At 63.5% G+C, this 19,619-nt stretch carries 17 protein-coding genes and 1 pseudogene; 7 read left to right on the forward strand and 11 right to left on the reverse strand.

Annotation, left to right across the window (positions count from 1 at the left end; genetic code table 11):
• The first annotated feature begins 105 nt into the window (after window positions 1-105).
• The gene (locus KY379_RS13230; protein ID WP_133324455.1) at window positions 106-1,383 is read left to right on the forward strand and encodes an acetyl-CoA C-acetyltransferase; all 1,278 of its coding nucleotides are present in this window, start codon (window positions 106-108) and stop codon (window positions 1,381-1,383) included.
• A 45-nt stretch (window positions 1,384-1,428) separates the two neighbouring features.
• On the forward strand, window positions 1,429-2,208 hold the full coding sequence (locus KY379_RS13235; protein WP_133324453.1) for an AraC family transcriptional regulator: 780 nt from the start codon (window positions 1,429-1,431) through the stop codon (window positions 2,206-2,208).
• Window positions 2,209-2,275: 67 nt separating this feature from the next.
• Here KY379_RS13235 and KY379_RS27400 read toward each other — a convergent pair whose 3' ends face one another.
• The 5 genes and pseudogenes from KY379_RS27400 to KY379_RS13255 all read right to left on the reverse strand — a co-directional run bounded on the left by KY379_RS27400 (window position 2,276) and on the right by KY379_RS13255 (window position 7,629).
• Window positions 2,276-3,043, reverse strand: coding sequence for a methyl-accepting chemotaxis protein (locus tag KY379_RS27400; protein WP_397466177.1), 768 nt, complete (start codon window positions 3,041-3,043; stop codon window positions 2,276-2,278).
• A gap of 90 nt (window positions 3,044-3,133) precedes the next feature.
• A pseudogene (locus tag KY379_RS27405) lies at window positions 3,134-4,219 on the reverse strand (cache domain-containing protein); the annotation flags it as partial.
• 169 nt (window positions 4,220-4,388) lie between these two features.
• Window positions 4,389-4,793, reverse strand: a complete 405-nt coding sequence (gene cueR / locus KY379_RS13245; protein ID WP_133324449.1) for a Cu(I)-responsive transcriptional regulator — start codon at window positions 4,791-4,793, stop codon at window positions 4,389-4,391.
• Window positions 4,790-7,189 carry a heavy metal translocating P-type ATPase gene (locus KY379_RS13250; RefSeq protein ID WP_261241978.1) on the reverse strand — a complete coding sequence of 800 codons (2,400 nt, stop codon included), beginning with the start codon at window positions 7,187-7,189 and terminating at the stop codon, window positions 4,790-4,792. Before KY379_RS13250 ends, cueR begins: the two co-directional genes overlap by 4 nt.
• Before the next feature lie 53 nt (window positions 7,190-7,242).
• A complete protein-coding gene (locus KY379_RS13255; RefSeq protein ID WP_133324445.1) occupies window positions 7,243-7,629 on the reverse strand; it encodes a hypothetical protein in 387 nt (128 codons plus the stop codon).
• Window positions 7,630-7,774: 145 nt separating this feature from the next.
• On the opposite strand from KY379_RS13255, the gene KY379_RS13260 reads away from it, so the two are divergent.
• The 3 genes from KY379_RS13260 (at window position 7,775) to KY379_RS13275 (ending at window position 10,573) form a co-directional block, all read left to right on the forward strand.
• Window positions 7,775-7,972 carry a heavy-metal-associated domain-containing protein gene (locus tag KY379_RS13260; protein ID WP_133324443.1) on the forward strand — a complete coding sequence of 66 codons (198 nt, stop codon included), beginning with the start codon at window positions 7,775-7,777 and terminating at the stop codon, window positions 7,970-7,972.
• 106 nt (window positions 7,973-8,078) lie between these two features.
• On the forward strand, window positions 8,079-9,263 hold the full coding sequence (locus KY379_RS13265) for a multidrug effflux MFS transporter (RefSeq protein WP_133324441.1): 1,185 nt from the start codon (window positions 8,079-8,081) through the stop codon (window positions 9,261-9,263).
• Window positions 9,264-9,868: 605 nt separating this feature from the next.
• Window positions 9,869-10,573 (forward strand): ArsR/SmtB family transcription factor, encoded by a 705-nt coding sequence (locus KY379_RS13275; protein WP_133324437.1) that lies wholly within the window; start codon window positions 9,869-9,871, stop codon window positions 10,571-10,573.
• Window positions 10,574-10,611: 38 nt separating this feature from the next.
• Here the strand turns inward: KY379_RS13275 and KY379_RS13280 are convergent, their stop codons facing one another.
• From KY379_RS13280 to KY379_RS13305, 6 genes are all read right to left on the reverse strand, one after another.
• The gene (locus tag KY379_RS13280) at window positions 10,612-11,559 is read right to left on the reverse strand and encodes an adenosine deaminase (protein ID WP_133324435.1); all 948 of its coding nucleotides are present in this window, start codon (window positions 11,557-11,559) and stop codon (window positions 10,612-10,614) included.
• Window positions 11,560-11,644: 85 nt separating this feature from the next.
• Entirely contained in the window at window positions 11,645-13,000 is a 1,356-nt protein-coding gene (locus KY379_RS13285) for an 8-oxoguanine deaminase (protein ID WP_196172022.1), read from the reverse strand.
• Window positions 13,001-13,122: 122 nt separating this feature from the next.
• Window positions 13,123-13,809 (reverse strand): SDR family oxidoreductase, encoded by a 687-nt coding sequence (locus KY379_RS13290; RefSeq protein ID WP_261241966.1) that lies wholly within the window; start codon window positions 13,807-13,809, stop codon window positions 13,123-13,125.
• Between the two features lie 364 nt (window positions 13,810-14,173).
• Entirely contained in the window at window positions 14,174-14,758 is a 585-nt protein-coding gene (locus KY379_RS13295; RefSeq protein ID WP_261241964.1) for an IMPACT family protein, read from the reverse strand.
• Window positions 14,759-14,767: 9 nt separating this feature from the next.
• Window positions 14,768-15,430, reverse strand: a complete 663-nt coding sequence (locus tag KY379_RS13300) for a TetR/AcrR family transcriptional regulator (protein WP_133324427.1) — start codon at window positions 15,428-15,430, stop codon at window positions 14,768-14,770.
• An 89-nt stretch (window positions 15,431-15,519) separates the two neighbouring features.
• The gene (locus tag KY379_RS13305) at window positions 15,520-16,437 is read right to left on the reverse strand and encodes a LysR family transcriptional regulator (RefSeq protein WP_133324425.1); all 918 of its coding nucleotides are present in this window, start codon (window positions 16,435-16,437) and stop codon (window positions 15,520-15,522) included.
• Window positions 16,438-16,554: 117 nt separating this feature from the next.
• On the opposite strand from KY379_RS13305, the gene KY379_RS13310 reads away from it, so the two are divergent.
• Both KY379_RS13310 and KY379_RS13315 read left to right on the forward strand, forming a co-directional pair.
• Complete coding sequence (locus tag KY379_RS13310) at window positions 16,555-17,901, forward strand: aspartate aminotransferase family protein (RefSeq protein WP_261241961.1); 1,347 nt, start codon at window positions 16,555-16,557, stop codon at window positions 17,899-17,901.
• A 66-nt stretch (window positions 17,902-17,967) separates the two neighbouring features.
• Entirely contained in the window at window positions 17,968-19,461 is a 1,494-nt protein-coding gene (locus tag KY379_RS13315) for a CoA-acylating methylmalonate-semialdehyde dehydrogenase (RefSeq protein WP_133324421.1), read from the forward strand.
• The last annotated feature ends 158 nt before the right edge of the window (window positions 19,462-19,619 follow it).

Consider the following 19,619-nt stretch of genomic DNA (forward strand, 5'->3'; position numbering starts at 1 on the left):
TGAAGGCAAGCTTGCAAGTGTGGACCAACTTTATGACCAGGTCGTTCGAAAGCGGTAAAAACGCCTAGTCTCTACGGATCAATTTGTTTCAGGAGGAGCATGCGCATGCGTTCATCTCGCCGGGTCGCGATCTTGGGCGGCAACCGAATTCCCTTCGCCCGCTCCAATGGCGCCTATGCCACGGCCAGCAACCAGGCCATGCTCACCAGCGCCCTGGAAGGCCTGATCGAGCGCTATCGGCTGCATGGCCAGCGCCTGGGGGAGGTGGTCGCGGGCGCGGTGCTCAAGCATTCGCGCGACATGAACCTGACCCGCGAGTGCGTACTGGGTTCGCGTCTGGCGCCGACGACACCGGCCTACGATATCCAGCAAGCCTGCGGTACCGGTCTGGAGGCGGCCTTGCTGGTGGCCAACAAGATCGCCCTGGGGCAGATCGAAAGCGGCATCGCCGGAGGCGTCGACACCACCTCCGATGCTCCGATCGCGGTCAGCGAGGGTTTGCGGCGCCTGCTGTTGCAGGCCAACCGTGGGCGCAGCCTGGGGGAGCGGCTCAAACCACTGCTCAAGCTACGACCTGGGCATCTCAAACCTGAACTGCCGCGTAATGGCGAACCGCGCACCGGGCTGTCGATGGGCGAGCACTGCGAGCGCATGGCCCAGACCTGGGGCATCGGCCGTGCCGAGCAGGACGAACTGGCCTTGCTCAGCCATCAGCACCTGGCCGCGGCATATGCCGAGGGTTGGCAGGACGATCTGTTGACCCCTTACCTGGGGCTGAGCCGCGACAACAACCTGCGCCCGGACCTGACCCTGGAACAGCTGGCCAAGCTCAAACCGGTATTCGACCGGAGCGGGCAGGGCACGCTGACGGCTGGCAATTCGACGCCACTGACCGACGGCGCCTCGCTGGTGCTGTTGGGGAGTGAACAGTGGGCCGAGCAACAGGGCCTGCCGGTGCTGGCTTACCTGGTCGATGGCGAGACCGCGGCGGTGGACTTCGTCAAAGGCCAGGAAGGGCTGCTTATGGCGCCGGTGTATGCAGTGCCGCGGCTGTTGGCCCGCAACAAGCTGAGCCTGCAGGATTTCGACTACTACGAGATCCACGAGGCGTTCGCCGCGCAGGTGCTGTGTACCCTCAAGGCTTGGGAGGATGCTGACTACTGCCGCGACAGGCTTGGGTTGGATGCACCACTGGGCGCCATCGACCGCAGCCGGCTCAACGTCAAGGGCAGCTCACTGGCCGCAGGGCACCCGTTCGCCGCCACCGGGGGGCGCATCCTGGCCAATCTGGCCAAATTGCTGGCCACGGCGGGCAAGGGGCGTGGATTGATCTCGGTCTGCGCGGCCAGTGGCCAGGGGGTGACGGTGATCGTCGAACGCTGACGTGGCTCTGTTAGGCTTGGCAGGTCAGAACTTGAAGAAACCGTCATGCCGACCCTCGGTCTTCCTCGTCCCATCCCCGCCTTGGCGCAGTTGCCCAGGCCACTCTATGCACGCGCCGAAAGCCTCGGCGCGGGCTCCTGGACCACCCGTCATCGCCACGACTGGGTGCAGTTTTCCTATGCGATCAGTGGTGTGCTGGGGGTCTACACCGACGACGGCAGCTACTTTGCACCGCCGCAGTGGGGCGTCTGGATTCCAGCCGATGCCGAGCACGAAGTGGTGACGTCGGGGCAGGCGGAGATGCGCAGTCTCTACGTACGTCGCGATGCCTGTCCTTGGGCGACACCACGGTGTCGGGTGTTGGAGGTCACGCCCCTGGCCCGCGAGCTGATCAAGCAGTTTTGCCTGATGCCTGCCGATTACGCCGAAGGCGACAGTGCCGAAGCGCGATTGGTGGCAGTGTTGCTCGACCAGTTGCGTACGCTGCCCGAAGTGGGGTTCTCGCTGCCGCTGCCTCGTCATCCGGGGTTGCTGGCGCTGTGCAACGGTTTGATCGCCCACCCCGACCAAGCGCAGACGCTGGGGCAGTGGGCGATGCAGCTGGGTTGCTCGGAGAAGACCTTGATGCGCCTGTTCCAGCGTGAGACCGGGTTGAGCTTCCGTAACTGGCGCCAGCGTATGCGCCTGCTGACGTCGCTGGCGCTGCTGGAAGCCGGGGAGAGCGTGACCGATGCCGCGCTGGGGTGTGGTTATGAATCCACGTCGGCGTATATCGCGGCGTTCAGGCAGTTGTTCGGGGCTACGCCGGGGGAGTTGCGGTTGTAGGGGCTTACCCGCGATGCGCCGCGTGGGCGGCGCTCGAACTGCGCGGCACTACAACCTTCACAACCACTCAGGTCCTGAACCGCCGCACCAGCGAATCCAGTTCGTTGGACAGCCCAGCCAGGCTTTCGGAGTCCTGACGCGCCGCCTGGGCCAGCTCGGCCACCAGTTGCGCATCGCCATGGATCTGGCTGATGTGGCGGTTGATGTCCTCGGCCACCTGATGCTGCTCCTCCGCCGCCGTAGCGATCTGTGTGTTCATGTCGCGGATCACATCCACCGACTCGCGGATCTGCCCGAAACTGTCGCGGGCCAGGCCAATGCGACTCACCGACTGCTGCGACACTTCCAGGCTAGCGTGCATCTGCTCGGCCACTTCGGCGGTACGGCTGGCCAGGTTGCCCAGCAGGCCGTCGATCTCCGCGGTGGAGTCGGCGGTGCGCTTGGCCAGCGCGCGTACCTCGTCGGCGACCACGGCGAAGCCGCGGCCCTGTTCACCCGCGCGCGCCGCTTCGATGGCGGCATTGAGGGCCAGCAGGTTGGTCTGCTCGGCGATCGAGCGGATGGTGCCGAGGATCGACTGGATGGCGTTGCTGTCGCGCTCCAGTTGCTGGATCGACTGGGCCGATTGCTCGATCTCCTGGCTCAGACGGTCGACACTGTGCACCGCCGCGTCGATCTGTTGCTGACCTTCGCGGGCTTGCTGCTGGCCACTGTCGGCCGACTGCGCGGCCTGACTGCAGGAGCGCGCGACCTCGTTGGCAGTGGCGACCATTTCATGGAAGGCGGTGGACACCATGTCCACGGCTTCGCGCTGGCGACCGGCGGCCTCGGCCATGTCGTTGGACACCCGGGTCGAGCTGCTCGAGGTGCTGAGGATGTTGCTGGCAGCGCTGCCGATGTGTTGGATGAGGCTGCGGATCGCGCCAAGGAACTGGTTGAACCAGCTGGCCAGTTGCGCGGTTTCGTCGCGGCCGCGAATCTCCAGGCTGCGGGTCAGGTCGCCTTCGCCCTGGGCGATGTCCTCCAGGCCATTGGTGACACTGTTGATCGGGCGCACGATGAGTTTGGCGAAAGCGGCGCCGACCACGGCGAACAGTGCCGCCAGTACCAGGGCGATGGTGCCGATCAGCCAGGTCAGGCGGGTGGTGGTTTCCATCACTTCGCTCTGTTGGATCAGGCCGATGAAGGTCCAACCCAGTTTCGCGTCGGGATAGACGTTGGCCATGTAGCGCACACCATCGATCTCCACTTCGACCAGGCCTTTGCCAGCCTTGGCCAGTTCGCTGTAGCCGCCGCCGAAGCTGTCCAGTTGCTTGAAGTTGTGGCTGTCATCGCGTGGATCGACCATGACGTTGCCGTTGTTCTCCACCAGCATCAGGTAGCCGCTCTCACCGAGCTTGATCTGCTTGACGATTTCGGTCAGGCCCTTGAGCGAGACGTCGATGTTGACCACGCCGCCCGGGTTGCCCAGCTGGTTGGGCACGGCGCGCACGGTGCTGATCAGCACGGCGTCGTCGGGGGCCCAGTAATAGGCGCTGGTGCGAACGGTCTTGCCGGGGTTGGCCATGGCCAGTTGGTACCAGGGGCGCGGGCGAGGATCGTAGTTGACGAACTTTTGTCCGGCTGGCCAGCCGACATAGCCGCCATCGTTGACGCCGTAGGCCACATAGGCGTAGCCCGGGTGCGATTCGGCCAAACGGGTGAACACATCCAGCAATTGCCGATCCTGCTCGCCCAGCTCGTAGGACGGGTTGGCGCTCATGAACTTGTTCAGGTTGTTGCCCGTGCTGGCGACCAGTGGCTGGGCGGCAAGGTAGTCGACGTTCTGGTCGATACCTTGGAAGAAGATGTTCATGGCGTTGCCGACCTGGCGGATTTCCCGGCTGCTGTTGTCGAGGAAATCGTCGCGGGCCTCGCCGCGCAGGTTGATGACCACCAAGGTGGCCACGAGGACGATGGGCAGGCCGGCGATGACGGCGAAGGCCCAGGTCAGTTTCTGTTTGATGTTCATCGACGCTCCCGGAATTTATTTTTTTCGACACGCGAGGCAGGTAGACACTGCATCGGCAGCATTCCGGTTTGATTGAGCGTCTATGCCCGTATTTATGGGGCGAAGGCGTGGGGAGAGAGGAAGGTGTCGCGTTTAGGCTAATATGGCATACCAAAAAGCCCTTTCGGGCTCATCGGCAGCACTCACCGCCGTTGGCCAGGTCCTTTAGAATCGGGCAATCGGGGCGGTCGTCGCCTTGGCAATGGGTGATCAGTTCAGAGAGCGTGTCGCGCAGCCCTACCAATTCCTCGATACGCTGATTGAGGGCATCGATGTGCTGCACGGCCAGAGCCTTGACATCAGCGCTGGCGCGCTGGCGGTCCTGCCACAGTGCCAGCAGCTTGCCGACCTCGTCCAGGGAGAAGCCCAAGTCGCGCGAGCGCTTGATGAAGGCCAGGACGTGCAGGTCCTGCGCTTGGTAAAGACGGTAGCCGCTGTCGCTGCGGGTGGCCGGCTTGAGTAGGCCGATGGATTCGTAGTAGCGGATCATCTTGGTGCTGAGCCCGGTTCGGCGTGCCGCCTGGCCAATGTTCATGGTGCCTCCTGGGGGTCTTGGGCGGGTTTCCAGGTCTTGAGCCACAGCGCGTTGCTCACCACGCTGACACTCGACAGCGCCATGGCCGCACCGGCCAGTACGGGGTTGAGGTAGCCGAGCGCGGCGAGGGGGATGCCCACCAGGTTGTAGATGAACGCCCAGAACAGGTTCTGGCGAATTTTCGCGTAGGTCTTGCGGCTGATTTCCAGAGCGGCCGGGACCAGGCGCGGATCGCCGCGCATCAGCGTGATGCCGGCGGCCTGCATGGCGACATCGGTGCCGCCGCCCATGGCGATGCCGATATCGGCTGCGGCCAGGGCCGGGGCATCGTTGATGCCGTCGCCGACCATCGCCACAACACCGTCTCGCTTGAGCGCCGCCACGGTCGCCGCCTTGTCGGCGGGCAGCACTTCGGCGTGCACATCGTCGATGCCCAACTGCTCGGCCACCACCCTGGCGCTGCCGCGATTGTCGCCGGTCAGCAGGTGGCTGCTGATGTGCCTTGCATGCAACGCGGCGATGGCTGCCTGGGCCCCGGGCTTGAGGCTGTCGCCGAAGGCGAACAGGCCCAGTACTCGGGGTTGGCTGCCCCGCTCGATCAGCCATGACAGGGTGCGTCCCTCGGCTTCCCAATGCGCGGCCTGGGTCGCCAGGTCATCGGCGGGCAGGTGGCTTTCGTCGAGCAGGCGGCGGTTACCCAAGGCCAGTTCACGTTGCTCCACGGTACCTGCTATGCCGCGGCCGGTCAGGGCCTGGCTGTGTTCGGCGCTTGGTACCTGCAAGCCGCGTTCGGCGCACGCAGCGAGCACGGCCTTGGCCAGCGGATGCTCGCTACCGCGTTGCAGGGCACCAGCGAGCATCAGCAACTGATCGCTATCGCCGACCACGGCCTGGCTATGCACCACCGTCGGGCTGCCGGAGGTGAGGGTACCGGTCTTGTCGAAGACAACGCGGTTCACAGCGTGGGCCCGCTCCAGGGCCTCGGCGTCCTTGATCAGGATACCGTGGCGTGCGGCGACTCCGGTGCCAGCCATGATCGCCGCCGGGGTAGCCAGACCCAAGGCGCAGGGGCAGGCGATCACCAGCACGGCGACGGCGTTGATCAACGCAGTTTCCAGCGGCGCGCCAGCCAGCCACCAGCCGAACAGGGTGAGCAGCGCCAGCACCAGCACCGCTGGGACGAAGACCTGGCTGACGCGGTCTACCAGCTTCTGGATCGGCGCCTTGGCCGCCTGGGCATCCTCGACCAGACGAATGATGCGCGCCAGAACGGTCTCGGTACCCAAGGCCAGGGTGCGCACCAGCAGTCGACCCTCGCCGTTGATCGCACCGCCGGTGACGTTGTCCCCCGGTCGCTTGGGCACCGGCAGGCTTTCGCCGCTGATCAAGGCTTCGTCGGCATGGCTGCTGCCATCTTCGACGCTGCCATCGACCGGAAAGCGTTCACCGGGTTTCACCACGACCAGGTCGCCCAGGCGCAACTGGCTGATGGCGACTTCCTCTTCCTGACCGTCGACTACCCGCCAGGCGCGTTCAGGTCGCAGGGCCTCGAGGGCGCGGATGGCGCTGGCGGTCTGGCGTTTGGCGCGGCTCTCCAGGTATTTGCCGAGCAACACCAGGGCTATGACCACGGCAGAGGCTTCGAAGTAGAGGTGCGGTGCATGACCGACTGGCGCTCGGGCCCATTGATAGAGGCTCAGGCCATATCCGGCGCTGGTGCCCAGGGCCACCAGCAGGTCCATGTTGCCGGTGCCGGCGCGCACGGCCTTCCAGGCGGCCACATAGAACCGGGCGCCGAGGATGAACTGCACCGGCGTCGCCAGTAGCCACTGCGCCCAGGCCGGCAACATCCAGTGCACGCCGAACGGCTGCACCAGCATCGGCAGCACCAGAGGCAAGGCCAGCAGCAGGGCCGCTGCCACGGCAAGGCGCTCGCGACGCAAGCGCCGGCGGGCATCGGCCTGCTCATCCTGATGGGCGTGAGCCAGGCTGGCGCTGTAGCCGGCCTTTTCGATGGCGGCGATCAATTGGTTGTCGTCGACCCCGGCGAGCACTTCGACGTGGGCGCGCTCGCTGGCCAGATTGACCGTGGCCTGTTCGACCCCGTCGAGCTTGCCCAGGGCACGTTCGACGCGGCCTACGCAACTGGCGCAGGTCATGCCGGCGACCTGCAGTTCGACGGTGCGGCTGGGTACCTGGTAGCCGGCATCGCGGACCGCGGCGACCAGGGCGGGCAGACTGTCGGCCGGCGCCTGGACCCGTGCGCGTTCGCTGGCGAGGTTGACGCTGACCTGCTCGGCGCCGTTGACCTTGCGCAAGGCGCGTTCGACACGCCCAGCGCAACTGGCGCAGGACATGCCGGAGATGGGGAGGTCGAAAGTTGTGGATGCGGGCATGGCACAGCTCCTTTGTTCAGGCCCCCAGCTTCAACCTTGCCATGCGGTCAAGGTCAATAGCCCAGATTGGCTCGCTTGAGCTCGAAGCCCGCCGGGCTCACCGCAATGCGGTATTTGCTGATCTGCCCGGCGTGCAGGGTCAGGCGCGTGCTGCGCTGGTCCTCGACGCCTGGGGCGCAACCGGGCGCCTGGCCAGGCAGCAGGCGCAGCCGCACATCTACCGATCCGGGCGGCAGATTGAAAGACGTCGACTGTTCCTGAAACAGGCGACCGGCCAGTTGGTCGTTGAGGTAGATGCCGATTTCGCAGCTAGTGGCCACTTCCAGGCGTTCCCGGGAAATGATCAGCACGCCGTACTCCGAGTTTCCTTCGGCGTTGACCGGCGGCACGGCGGCCAGTGCACCGAGTAACCCGACAAGGCCTATTGCTGCCTTGAACATGATGAATCTCCTGCTTGCAAAAATCGTCAATGGCGCAGCTTGGCCGACCCGCGCGCGGATTTCCACCCCGACCGTTGGCCACAGAACTTGACCTTGACCTAGTGGCAAGCTTGAAACTGCGCAAAACCCTGAAGGAGGCGAGTCCATGCAAGTGTTCAATGTACAAGGCATGACCTGTGGCCATTGCGTGAAGGCTGTCACCCGCGCGCTGCAGAATCTTGATGCCCAGGCGCAGGTGGAGGTCGATCTGGCGGGCCAGCAAGTCAGGGTGCAGAGTACCCTGCCGAGCGAAACCCTGTTGGCGGCGATTCGCGAGGAGGGTTACGCGGCGACTCCGGCGTAACCGACGGGGGCTGATCCCAGCCCCTTGTCTGGCGCAAATGTTTTCATCCCGGAGGGGTCCACAGCAGGTAGAATGAGTGGTTTGCTTAGCTTGCTATGGATTATCCATGAACCTTCGAATGGTCCTGATCCTGGGCGCACTCAGTGCGTTCGGGCCTCTGGCGATCGACTTCTACCTGCCTGCCTTCCCGGCCATGGCACAGGCGTTCGCCACCGATGAACAACACGTACAGTCCACCCTGGCTGTCTATTTCCTGGGGCTTTCGATCGGCCAACTGGCCTATGGCCCGATAGCCGACCGATTTGGCCGACGTAAGCCACTGCTGTTCGGCGTGACGCTGTTCACCCTGGCATCGTTGGCCTGTGCCTATGCACCCAATCTCGACACGCTGATCATGGCTCGTTTCGTCCAGGCCCTGGGGGGATGTGCGGGTATGGTCCTGTCGCGGGCGATCGTCAGCGACAACTGTGACGCGGTGGGGTCGGCCAAGGTGTTCTCGCAGCTCATGCTGGTGATGGGGCTGGCGCCCATCCTGGCGCCGATGCTCGGTGGCGCGTTGGTCAATCTGGCCGGTTGGCAGTCGATCTTCCTTGTCTTGGGCCTGTTCAGCGCTGCAGCCCTGCTGGCGGTGAGCCTGGGCTTGCCGGAAAGCCTGCCGGCCCATGTGCCGCGCCAGCCCTTGTCGGGAGCGCTGCGCCAGTACCTGCGTTTGGCGAGTGACCGGGTGTTTCTGGGCCATGCGTTCACCGGCGGTATCGCCATGGCCGGCATGTTCGCCTACATCGCCGGTTCGCCGTTCATCTTCATCAAGCTCTATGGCGTGCCGGCCGAACACTTCGGCTGGTTGTTCGGCACTAACGCAGCCGGTTTCATCCTGGTCGCCCAGGTTAATGCGAGGTTGCTCTCCAGGCGCGGACCGGGCTGGCTGCTGGTGCGTGCGGTAGGTGTCTACCTGGCGGCTGGAGTGCTGCTGCTGGCGGTCGCGGCCTCGCGCCCGGCGCACCTGTGGATGCTGCTGGTTCCGCTGTTCGTGTGCATTTCCAGCCTGGGTTGCATCATCCCCAACGCCGCCGCCTGCGCCATGAACGGGCAGGGGGACAGAGCTGGAAGCGCTTCGGCACTGATGGGCTGTCTGCAGTTCAGTGTCGCGGCGGGTGCCGCGGCGCTGGTGGGGCTGCTGCACGATGGCAGCGCTGTGCCGATGAGCCTGGTCATCAGCCTGTGCGGTGCACTGGTGGTCAGTGTCGCGCTGCTGACCCGGCGTCTGCAGGCCAGGAGGCTTGCTGCGTAAGGACGTGGGGCGCATTCAGTCGGGTTTCGAGCGTAGCGACGAAGGCGCGTGCTTCGGCCTCGCTGCGGAAATTCACCACGTGCTCGTCGAGCCTCACCTGCCAACGGGAAGTGGGGCTCTGGTTCGAAGCACTGACGACAATTTTCATTGCGGCATACCTTCGAGAATGGGGAGCGGAGGCTGTAGTGTAGCGCTGCCCCAAACCTGTGCCATGGGCGCCGTAGATCGCCGGACTGACGGTCGTCGTTGGGCTTTGGGTCCTGCTCCAAAGGCGAAGGGCGATGTAGATCCTTCGCTTTAACCTGCCTTATTTGCGGAAGCAATGTGTCGGCCATGTCATCGCTTGTGCAAGCTGCCGCCTGTCTGGCTCATCGAGTGCTCCAGTAGAAACCTCCTGGGTGAGCCTACCCTCGGCGTTTATCCGCCGATCGCCCGCTTTTTCGCCTAACAGCCAGCCGTCCGGCGCGGCTTATACTGGCGCCTCGGTCAGCATCAGCGAGACAGGTTTCCCTCTTCAGGCGCTGCCGCTGAAGTGCGGGCAGGTTGCGTTGCCTGCATTGGCCATTGGAGACCAGCCATGATCTTTCAGGGAGAGTTCCAGCATCATGAATGCAGTGAGCAGTATCAGTCAGATTGCCGGCCTGATGGCCGATCCCAAACGCAGTGCGATGTTGTGGGCGTTGATCGATGGTACGCCACGGCCGACCGACGAGATCGCCGTCATGGCCGGCCTGAGCGCATCGTCGGCCTGCGCGCACTTGTCGCTGTTGTCGTCGGCCGGACTGCTCAGGCTGGAAGCGCGGGGGCGCAAACGTTACTTCAGGTTGGCTACGCCACAGGTGGGGGCGGCGGTGGAAGCACTGGCCAGCGTGCAATTGGGCGGTGGCGAGCGCCAGAACGGCACGGTGCAGTTACCGATGTCACTGCGCCGCGCACGGCGCTGTGGTGAACATCTGGGTGGAGAACTGGCTGCCGAGTTGTACCAGCGGCTGGTGGCGGCAGGTTGGCTCGAAGGCAATGAGCGACAACTTAGGGTCAGTGACGAAGGACGAGTCCAACTGGCGAGCATCGGTGTCTACATCGAGGCCCTGGCAGCGCGCCAGCGGGGTGGCTGCGTGATCTGCCACTGTAGCGAGTGGAGCGACCAGGGCCCGCACTTGGGGGGCAGTCTGGGGCAGGCGCTGCTCCGGCTGTTCTTGCAGTCGGGTTGGATCCGCGAGCCCGAGGGGACCCGGGCATTGCATATCTGTGCGCTTGGGGTGCAGCAGATCAATCGCATCGCCCGGGTGCAGACGTTGCAGGCGGGGTGAGCACAACGTCGGCGTCCATGCCAACGTTGCCGGTAGGTTCACACCAGGCGCGCGTCCAGGCTGTTCTGTGCCAGGCGACGGGCCTGATCCTGGGTCATGCCCAGGTGGGTGTGCAACGCATGGAAGTTCTCGGTGACGTAGCCGCCGAAGTAGGCCGGATCGTCGGAGTTGACCGTGACCTTCACGCCACGCTCGAGCATGTCGAGAATGTTGTGCTGGCTCATGTGGTCGAATACGCACAGCTTGGTGTTGGATAGCGGGCATACCGTAAGAGGGATCTGTTCCTCGATGATGCGCTGCATCAGGCGTTCGTCCTCGATGGCACGTACGCCGTGGTCGATGCGCTTGATCTTCAACAGGTCCAGGGCTTCCCAGATGTATTCGGGCGGGCCTTCCTCGCCGGCATGGGCGACGGCGACGAAGCCTTCGTCGCGGGCGCGGTCGAACACGCGCTGGAACTTGCTCGGCGGATGGCCCATTTCGGAGCTGTCCAGGCCCACGGCAATGAAGGCATCGCGGAAAGGCAGTGCCTGGTCGAGGGTCTTGTGCGCTTCGTCTTCGCTCAAGTGACGCAGGAAGCTGAGGATCAAGCCGCTGCTGATACCCAGCTGGTCGCGGCCATCCTTGAGGGCCTGGTTGATGCCATTGAGCACCACCTCGAACGGAATGCCGCGGTCAGTGTGGGTCTGCGGGTCGAAGAACGGCTCGGTGTGGATAACGTTCTGTGCCTTGCAGCGTTGCAGATAGGCCCAGGTCAGGTCGTAGAAGTCCTGTTCGGTACGCAGCACGTCAGCGCCTTGGTAGTACAGGTCGAGGAATTCCTGCAGGTTGTTGAAGGCGTAGGCGCCACGCAGGGCTTCGACGTCCGTCCAGGGCAGGGCGATCTTGTTGCGCTCGGCGAGGGCGAACAGCAGCTCGGGCTCGAGCGATCCCTCCAGGTGCAGGTGCAATTCGGCCTTGGGCAGGGCGTTCAACCAGTCATACATAAATAAAGCGATCTCGAATCAGGTACGTTTCGGCTCATTCTACAGGGCCTTGCCGGACAATGCGCCCGGTAAGGCCCCTGGAGGTTCAACCAGCGATCAGCTCAGCAGCAGCCTGGCGGTGGTCGGCGATCAGTCCGCGCACATCCAGCCCTTCGATCTGGCCGTCGATGACCCGCCACTGCCCACCGACCATGACTCGGTCGGCGCGGTCGGCGCCACACAACAGTAGCGCCGAGAGTGGGTCGTGGCTGCCAGAGAAGCGCAGTTCGTCGAGTTTGAACAGGGCCAGGTCAGCCTGCTTGCCTGGCGCCAGTTCACCGATGTCCTCGCGCCCGAGCAGGCGCGCCGAACCTCGGGTCGCCCAGCCCAGTGCACGCTCCGGGGTGATCTGTTCGGCACCGTAGCGCAGACGTTGCAGATAGAGAGCCTGGCGCGCTTCGAGGATCATGTTCGAAGCGTCATTGGATGCCGACCCATCGACGCCCAAGCCCACGGGGGCCCCTGCCGCCTCCAGCTCGGCACTTGGGCAAATGCCCGAAGCCAGGCGCATGTTCGAGCTCGGGCAATGGCAGATGCCCGTACCTGCTGCGCCCAGGCGGGCAATTTCATCGGGATTGAAATGAATGCCATGGGCGAGCCAGGTACGCGGGCCGAGCCAACCGACGCTGTCGAGGTAGTCGACGGTACGCAGGCCGAAGCGCTGCAGGCAGAACGACTCCTCGTCGAGGGTTTCGGCCAGGTGGGTATGCAGGCGTACGTCCAGTTCTTCGGCCAGGCTCGCGCTTGCACGCATGATCTCTGGAGTGACCGAGAATGGCGAGCAGGGCGCCAGGGCGATCTGGATCTGCGCGCCGTCACCACGTTCGTGATAGCTGTGGATAAGTCGCTGACTGTCGGCCAGGATCACCTCGCCTTGCTGTACCGTCTGTTGCGGCGGCAAGCCGCCGTCGGCTTCGCCCAGGCTCATCGAGCCGCGGGTGAGCATGGCGCGCATGCCCAGCTTGCGCACTGCCTCGACTTGCACGTCGATGGCATTGTCCAGACCTTGGGGAAACAGGTAATGGTGATCGGCTGCAGTCGTGCATCCCGATAGCAGCAGTTCGGCCAGGGCGACTTCACTGGCCAGTGCCAGCTTGCCGGGCGTCAGGCGCGCCCAGACTGGGTACAGGGTCTTGAGCCAGGGGAACAGCGGCTGATTGACGACAGGGGCCCAGGCACGGGTGAGGGTCTGGTAGAAGTGGTGGTGGGTATTGATCAGGCCAGGCAGGATCACATGCTCGCGGGCATCGAAGACTTGCTGACAGGGGGCGCTGGGGCTCTGGCCGCTGGCCAGGAGTTCGCTGATACGGCCATTCTCGATGACCAGGCCGCCACGGGCATCGCTGCCGTTGGCCGTGAAGATGGCAAGGGGAGATTTCAACCAGGTACGGGTCGCAGGCATGGTGCCGGCTCCTCTGAAAGTGGGTTCAGGGTTAGCCAGCTCAGTGTTGCCCTGTCTGCTGATCCAGGTCCGCCGCGAGGGGCGAGGCACTGAGTCTACTGCCTCGCCGCGCGCCTTTCAATTCACCAGGTCAGGGCTTCGCCCTTGTAGTTGATGAAGCGCAGACCACCCCGGCCAGCCTGGGCCTTGATCTGTTCGAGCATGCCGCGAGTACTGGTGGGAACGTCGATCTCGGCATTTTCTCCACCCATGTCGGTCTTGACCCAGCCGGGGTGCATGGCCAGCACGCACAGATCCGGGCGCTGCAATTCGGTGACGAAGCTGTTGATCATCGAGTTCAGAGCCGCCTTGCTCGCCTTGTACAGGCAGAGGTCACTGCCATCGGGAATGGCCACGCAACCCAGTATCGAGCTCATGAACGCGAGCACGCCGCTGCCTTCTCGTATCTGGCCAGCCAGCCGCCGGGCCACCCGGATCGGCGCCACGGCATTGGTCATGAACAGGTCGCCGATGTCCGAACGCTCGACTCGCTCCAGATCCTGGGGCAACGGGCCCATGACGCCGGCGTTGACGAACACCAGGTCGAACACTTCGCCTTGCAGGCGCCGCTGGAGGCTGTCGAGTTGGTGGGTGTTGTTCATTTCCAGTTGTTCGATGCGAACGCCCGGGACTTCGCCCAGTGCTCCGGGTTTGGCCGGGTCGCGCACGGTGGCGATGATGTTCCAGCCGTCTTCGTGCAGGCGCTCTACCAGGCCAAGACCGAGCCCGCGGGAGGCGCCGATGATGAGGGCGGTTCGTGAAGTTGCCATGGCAAACGCTCCTTGATCGGTGAGTAAAGGTGTTCAGGATAATGCACCCGAGGCGAAGGCGCTTGTTCCGCGGGTGGTCAAAAAATAACCAAGCAGCTTTGAGCCTGGCCTGGCGGGCGCCTGGCTTGTTGGCTAACGGGTTATCCACAGGCTGTTCCACAGTAAATGTGTGAAAGCGGGGTGTGCGACGAACCGCTGGTCGCCAGGCATGTGGATAACAAAGCTTGACCGATCAGGGGCTTGGCGTACTCGACAGCTATGATCAAAAAATGATCAAAGCCGTGGGAGCCTTGATATTACAGGCTTGTGTAAGAATGCCCCAAGCTTATCCACAGGCAGGCCCACAGTAGTTGTGAGCAAACGCTCAGCGGCTCTGCAAGATAATCCGCCCGCGGCTCAGGTCGGCCAGCTGCTGTTGCAGCAGGGTCAGGTGTGTCTCGCCAAAGGCGATGATCAGGTCGACACCATTGGCGGTGAACTGCTCGTCCAGCACCAGCCCGTCAACTTCCGCCAGGCGCAGCTTGAGTAACGCCAACTCGCTGAAACTGCAGCTGCAGGTGAATTCACTGCGCTGCACCAACAGGCGTTTGGGGGCCTGTTGCAGGCATTTGTTGGCACCTCCGCCATAGGCCCGTGCCAGTCCACCGGTGCCAAGCTGAATACCGCCGTACCAACGGATCACCAACACCACTACCTGGTCGCAGTCCTGCGCCTCGATGGCCGCCAGGATCGGTCGCCCGGCTGTTCCGCCCGGCTCACCGTCGTCACTGCTACGGTACTGTGCGCCGAGTTTCCAGGCCCAACAGTTGTGGGTGGCGGTCAGATCGCTGTGGCGCTCGATGAAACTCATGGCGTCGGCGGCGTTGCTGATCGGCCCGGCAAGGGTGATGAAGCGGCTCTTGCGAATTTCCTCGCGAAACTCGCAGAGGTCTAACAGGGTAGAAGGCATAGGAGGCGGTCAGACGCTCGGCTGGATGCCGCAGCCCTTGAGAATGATGTGGATGAGATTGTTGCTCGCATCTTCCATGTCCTGCTTGGTCAGGCGGCTGCGGCCGGTGACCTGGCAGATCTGGGTGGCGAAGTCGGCGTAGTGCTGGGTACTGCCCCAGAGCAGGAAGATCAGGTGCACCGGATCGACCGGGTCCATCTTGCCGGCCGCGATCCAGGCCTCGAACACTGCGGCCCGGCCACGGAACCACTCGCGGTAGTCGGCGCTGAAGTACTCGGTCAGACAACTGCCACCACTGATCACTTCCATGGCGAAGATCCGCGAGGCCTGTGGGTTACGCCTGGAGAATTCCATCTTGGTGCGGATATAGGCGCTCAGGGCCTCGCCAGGGTCGTCATCGACGCTCAGAGTATTGAACGTGCTGTCCCACAACTCGATGATGTTGCTGAGTACGGCGATGTAAAGGCCCAGCTTGTTGGTGAAGTAATAATGCAGGTTGGCTTTGGGCAGTCCCGCCTTCACCGCGATGGTGTTCATGCTGGTGCCCTTGAAACCGTGGCGGGCGAACTCGTCTTCGGCGGCCTGGATGATGGCCTGTTCGTTCTTCTGGCGGATGCGGCCGGCGGGCTTGCCCGAGGCGGAGAGGCGGTGCGCTGGGACTTCAAGGGTCATGGACGATTCCGTAGCGGCGGTAATAACGGATGTCGGACAAGATTACCTGCCTGTGCTCAGGAGACAAGCACTAGCGTCACGTACAGCTATCAGCGTGTCGCGGCCAGACTATCGAGGAAGCTCTCCAGCACCAGATTCGGTCGTCGGCCTTTGCGCGTGACCCAGCTCAGGCCCAGGTCATAGAAGCGCTGGCCGGGCTTGAGTGCGCGCAGCCGACCCTGTTGGACCCAAAAGGTGGCGTAGTGGTCGGGCAGGTAGCCGATGTAGCGGCCGGTGAGAATCAGAAACGCCATGCCTTCGCGGTCCGAGGCACTGGCCGTGCAGTTGAGCGACTGGTAGTGCGCCTGGATGTCCGCGGGTAGGCGGAAGGTCGGGGCGATCGCTTCCTGCGCATTGAGCCGGGCATCGTCCAGCTGCTGGTCATCGGCGTAGAACAGCGGATGCCCAACGGCGCAGTAGAGCAGCGAGCGCTCGCTGTACAGCGGCTGGTATTCAAGGCCCGAGAGCGGGCTGGTTTGCGGTACCACGCCCACGTGCAGGCTGCCATCGAGCACGCCCTGCTCGACCTGGCTGGGGGCGATCATGCGGATCTGGATGCGGACCTCCGGGCCACGATCCTTGAGTTCGGCCAGGGCATGGGTAATGCGCATGTGCGGCAGCGTCACCAGGTTGTCGGTCAGGCCGATGTTGAGCTCGCCGCGCAGGTGCTGGTGCAGGCCGTTGACCTCGGTGCGGAAGGTTTCCAGCGCGCTCAGCAACTGCAGAGCCGAGTGGTATACCTCGCGGCCCTCCTCGGTCAGCGAGAAGCCGGCGCGACCACGCTGGCACAAGCGCAAGCCCAGACGTTGCTCGAGGTCGTTCATCTGCTGGCTAATGGCCGAGCGGCCGATGCCCAGTACGTTCTCGGCGGCAGAGAAGCCTCCGCACTCGACGACGCTGCGGTAGATCTTCAACAACCGGATGTCGAAATCGCTGACTTGCGCGAGGGGGTCGGGGCGTCGACTCATTGTTTAGCCTGGATCGATCTGAAGGTTAGAAATGCAGGGTTTTTCAGACTTTATCCCCGTGCCAATTTAGCTGCAACAACATCCATCGTTGCTTAATCGTGTTTCGAGGAACCGCCGATGAACCAGCCCGTCACCGCCCCCATCGGGATCGCCAGCCAGCTGAAGCTGGATGCCCACTGGATGCCCTACACCGCCAACCGCAACTTCCAGCGCGACCCGCGTCTGATCGTTGCCGCCGAAGGCAATCACCTGGTCGATGACAAGGGGCGCAAGGTCTTCGATGCGCTGTCCGGGCTGTGGACCTGTGGTGCTGGCCATACTCGCAAGGAAATCACCGAGGCGGTGGCACGCCAGGTCGGTACTCTGGACTACTCTCCGGCCTTCCAGTTCGGTCACCCGCTGTCGTTCCAGTTGGCCGAAAAGATCACTGCGCTGACCCCAGGGGACCTCAATCACGTCTTCTATACCAACTCCGGCTCGGAGTGCGCCGACACCGCGCTGAAGATGGTCCGTGCCTACTGGCGCCTGAAAGGCCAGGCGACCAAGACCAAGATCATCGGTCGGGCCCGTGGCTACCACGGTGTGAACATCGCCGGCACCAGCCTGGGCGGCGTCAATGGCAACCGCAAGATGTTCGGCCAGTTGCTCGACGTCGACCACCTGCCGCACACCGTGCTGCCGGTCAACGCCTTCTCCAAGGGCCTGCCGGAAGAGGGCGGCATCGCCCTGGCCGACGAAATGCTCAAGCTCATCGAGCTGCATGACGCCTCCAACATTGCCGCAGTGATCGTTGAACCGCTGGCGGGCTCGGCCGGTGTTCTGCCGCCGCCCAAGGGCTACCTCAAGCGCCTGCGTGAGATCTGCAGCCAACACAATATCCTGCTGATCTTCGACGAAGTGATCACCGGTTTCGGCCGTATGGGCGCCATGACCGGCGCCGAGGCGTTCGGTGTGACCCCCGACCTGATGTGCATCGCCAAGCAGGTCACCAACGGTGCCATTCCCATGGGCGCGGTAATCGCCAGTAGCGAGATCTACCAGACCTTCATGAACCAGCCGACCCCGGAGTACGCTGTGGAATTCCCGCACGGCTACACCTACTCGGCGCACCCGGTGGCATGCGCTGCAGGTATCGCCGCGCTGGATCTACTGCAGAAAGAGGGTCTGGTGCAGTCGGCAGCCGAGCTGGCGCCGCACTTCGAAAAACTGTTGCACGGCGTCAAGGGCACCAAGAACGTGGTCGACATTCGTAACTACGGCCTGGCGGGTGCTATCCAGATCGCGGCCCGTGATGGTGACGCTATCGTGCGTCCATACGAAGCGGCGATGAAATTGTGGCAGGCCGGCTTCTATGTTCGCTTCGGTGGCGACACCCTGCAGTTCGGTCCGACTTTCAACACCCAGCCGCAGGAGCTGGACCGTCTGTTCGATGCGGTCGGCGAAGCGCTGAACCAGATCGCCTGATCCCCGGCCTTGTCTGGCTGGCCCGAATCAAGGGCCAGCCTTACCCTTCTTATATATGGAGTCCCCATGAGCATTGTTCAGCACCTGATTCACGGCGAACTGGTCAGCAAGGGCGAACGCACCGCCGATGTCTTCAACCCTTCCACCGGCCAGGCTGTGCGCAAGGTCGAACTGGCCAGCCGGGCCACGGTCCAGGAAGCCATCGACTCGGCCAAGGCGGCGTTCCCTGCATGGCGCAATACCCCACCGGCCAAGCGTGCCCAGGTGATGTTCCGCTTCAAGCAATTGCTCGAGCAGAACGAAGCGCGTATTTCGCAGATGATCAGCGAAGAGCATGGCAAGACCCTGGAAGATGCTGCTGGCGAGTTGAAGCGCGGTATCGAGAACGTCGAATTCGCTTGCGCTGCGCCCGAAGTCCTCAAGGGCGAGTACAGCCGTAACGTCGGCCCGAACATCGATGCCTGGTCCGACTTCCAGCCGCTGGGCGTGGTGGCGGGTATCACTCCGTTCAACTTCCCGGCCATGGTTCCGCTGTGGATGTACCCGCTGGCCATTGCCTGTGGCAACGCGTTCATCCTCAAGCCTTCCGAGCGTGACCCGAGCTCGACCCTGTTCATCGCCCAGCTGTTGCTGGAGGCCGGGCTGCCCAAGGGCATCCTCAACGTCGTGCACGGTGACAAGGAAGCGGTGGATGCGCTGATCGAGGCGCCGGAGGTCAAGGCCTTGAGCTTCGTCGGCTCGACCCCTATCGCCGAGTACATCTACGCCGAAGGCACCAAGCGCGGCAAGCGTGTGCAGGCCCTTGGCGGTGCCAAGAACCACGCGGTGCTGATGCCCGATGCCGATCTGGACAATGCAGTCAGTGCCCTGATGGGGGCCGCCTATGGTTCGTGTGGTGAGCGTTGCATGGCGATTTCGGTCGCGGTGTGCGTGGGTGACCAGGTTGCCGATGCGTTGATCGCCAAGTTGGAGCCGCAGATCAAGGCCCTGAAGATCGGCGCTGGCACCTCCTGTGGCCTGGACATGGGGCCATTGGTGACTGCCGCCGCCCGTGACAAGGTCGTGGGCTATATCGATGACGGTCTGGCCGCCGGTGCCAAGCTGGTGGTGGATGGCCGAGGGTACCGAGTCCCCGGCAATGAAGATGGTTACTTCGTAGGCGGCACGCTGTTCGACAACGTGACGCCGGAAATGCGCATCTATAAGGAAGAAATCTTCGGGCCGGTACTGTGCGTGGTGCGGGTGAATAGCCTGGAGCAAGCCATGCAGCTGATCAACGATCACGAGTATGGCAACGGTACATGCATCTTCACCCGTGATGGTGAGGCAGCGCGCCTGTTCTGTGATGAGATCGAAGTGGGCATGGTGGGTGTCAACGTGCCGCTGCCGGTGCCGGTGGCCTACCACAGCTTCGGTGGCTGGAAGCGTTCGCTGTTCGGTGACCTGCATGCTTACGGCCCGGATGGTGTGCGGTTCTATACGCGCCGCAAGGCGATCACCCAGCGTTGGCCGCAACGGGCCAGCCATGAAGCTTCGCAGTTCGCGTTCCCTAGCCTTTAAGCAAGGAGGGAAGAGGCGGGGAGGCCGACAGGCCTCCCCGCTTTGCTTTTTGGGGTTTTGGCTAAATATCTGATTTTCTTGAAAATAGGTGTTGACGCCGTTTCGAATCCCCTTATAATGCGCACCACTTCCAACGCAGTCGGAACGAAAAACTCCTT

This window comes from Pseudomonas sp. HD6422, assembly GCF_025377065.1.
In the GTDB taxonomy this organism is placed as follows: domain Bacteria; phylum Pseudomonadota; class Gammaproteobacteria; order Pseudomonadales; family Pseudomonadaceae; genus Aquipseudomonas; species Aquipseudomonas putida_U.

Bases quoted from the DNA above. Each gene is read 5' to 3' on its own strand.
- KY379_RS13265 (WP_133324441.1), top strand. From the start codon at position 8,079: ATGAACCTTCGAATGGTCCTGATCCTGGGCGCACTCAGTGCGTTCGGG.
- KY379_RS13250 (WP_261241978.1), bottom strand. From the start codon at position 7,189: ATGCCCGCATCCACAACTTTCGACCTCCCCATCTCCGGCATGTCCTGC.
- KY379_RS13305 (WP_133324425.1), bottom strand. From the start codon at position 16,437: ATGAGTCGACGCCCCGACCCCCTCGCGCAAGTCAGCGATTTCGACATC.
- KY379_RS13235 (WP_133324453.1), top strand. From the start codon at position 1,429: ATGCCGACCCTCGGTCTTCCTCGTCCCATCCCCGCCTTGGCGCAGTTG.
- KY379_RS13255 (WP_133324445.1), bottom strand. From the start codon at position 7,629: ATGTTCAAGGCAGCAATAGGCCTTGTCGGGTTACTCGGTGCACTGGCC.
- KY379_RS13260 (WP_133324443.1), top strand. From the start codon at position 7,775: ATGCAAGTGTTCAATGTACAAGGCATGACCTGTGGCCATTGCGTGAAG.
- KY379_RS13280 (WP_133324435.1), bottom strand. From the start codon at position 11,559: ATGTATGACTGGTTGAACGCCCTGCCCAAGGCCGAATTGCACCTGCAC.
- KY379_RS13315 (WP_133324421.1), top strand. From the start codon at position 17,968: ATGAGCATTGTTCAGCACCTGATTCACGGCGAACTGGTCAGCAAGGGC.
- KY379_RS13300 (WP_133324427.1), bottom strand. From the start codon at position 15,430: ATGACCCTTGAAGTCCCAGCGCACCGCCTCTCCGCCTCGGGCAAGCCC.
- KY379_RS13230 (WP_133324455.1), top strand. From the start codon at position 106: ATGCGTTCATCTCGCCGGGTCGCGATCTTGGGCGGCAACCGAATTCCC.
- cueR (WP_133324449.1), bottom strand. From the start codon at position 4,793: ATGAACATTGGCCAGGCGGCACGCCGAACCGGGCTCAGCACCAAGATG.
- KY379_RS27400 (WP_397466177.1), bottom strand. From the start codon at position 3,043: ATGGCCGAGGCCGCCGGTCGCCAGCGCGAAGCCGTGGACATGGTGTCC.
- KY379_RS13275 (WP_133324437.1), top strand. From the start codon at position 9,869: ATGAATGCAGTGAGCAGTATCAGTCAGATTGCCGGCCTGATGGCCGAT.
- KY379_RS13285 (WP_196172022.1), bottom strand. From the start codon at position 13,000: ATGCCTGCGACCCGTACCTGGTTGAAATCTCCCCTTGCCATCTTCACG.
- KY379_RS13290 (WP_261241966.1), bottom strand. From the start codon at position 13,809: ATGGCAACTTCACGAACCGCCCTCATCATCGGCGCCTCCCGCGGGCTC.
- KY379_RS13295 (WP_261241964.1), bottom strand. From the start codon at position 14,758: ATGCCTTCTACCCTGTTAGACCTCTGCGAGTTTCGCGAGGAAATTCGC.
- KY379_RS13310 (WP_261241961.1), top strand. From the start codon at position 16,555: ATGAACCAGCCCGTCACCGCCCCCATCGGGATCGCCAGCCAGCTGAAG.